This is a genomic window from Mesorhizobium tamadayense, from assembly GCF_003863365.1.
Lineage (GTDB): Bacteria > Pseudomonadota > Alphaproteobacteria > Rhizobiales > Rhizobiaceae > Mesorhizobium > Mesorhizobium tamadayense.
Window position 1 is genome coordinate 1 of sequence record NZ_RQXT01000273.1, and the last position, 340, is coordinate 340.

Sequence of the window (340 nt, forward strand, 5' to 3'; positions counted from 1 at the left end):
TCCGGTGGTTGTGGTAGTCCGCAGCCTGCCCGGCGCGAGAATGTCGTCGATTGTGTCTGATAACGTGGGCGGCGTGGCGATGGGGGTCAAGCATTTGGTATCGCTAGGGCATAGCCGGATCGCTTTTTTGGGAGGCTTTCCAGATACGGCTGTGTTTGCCGAGCGACGGTCTGGATACCGCAAAGCCATGGACGAAAGTGGTCTTACGTTCGATGCGGAGTTGGTTGTTCCGTCCATTCCCTCGAGAGCAGGTGGCGTGGAAGCCATCGGACGTGCGATGACCATCAGCGATCGACCGACCGGGGCCGTCTGCTTCAATGACGCGGTGGCGTTTGGCGTT

Annotated in this window: 1 protein-coding gene; it reads left to right on the plus strand. The window is 59.4% G+C overall.

The window, feature by feature from the left end:
- Positions 1 to 340 (plus strand): substrate-binding domain-containing protein (locus EH240_RS37640; RefSeq protein WP_167484337.1); only part of this gene is annotated, 340 nt, incomplete at both ends.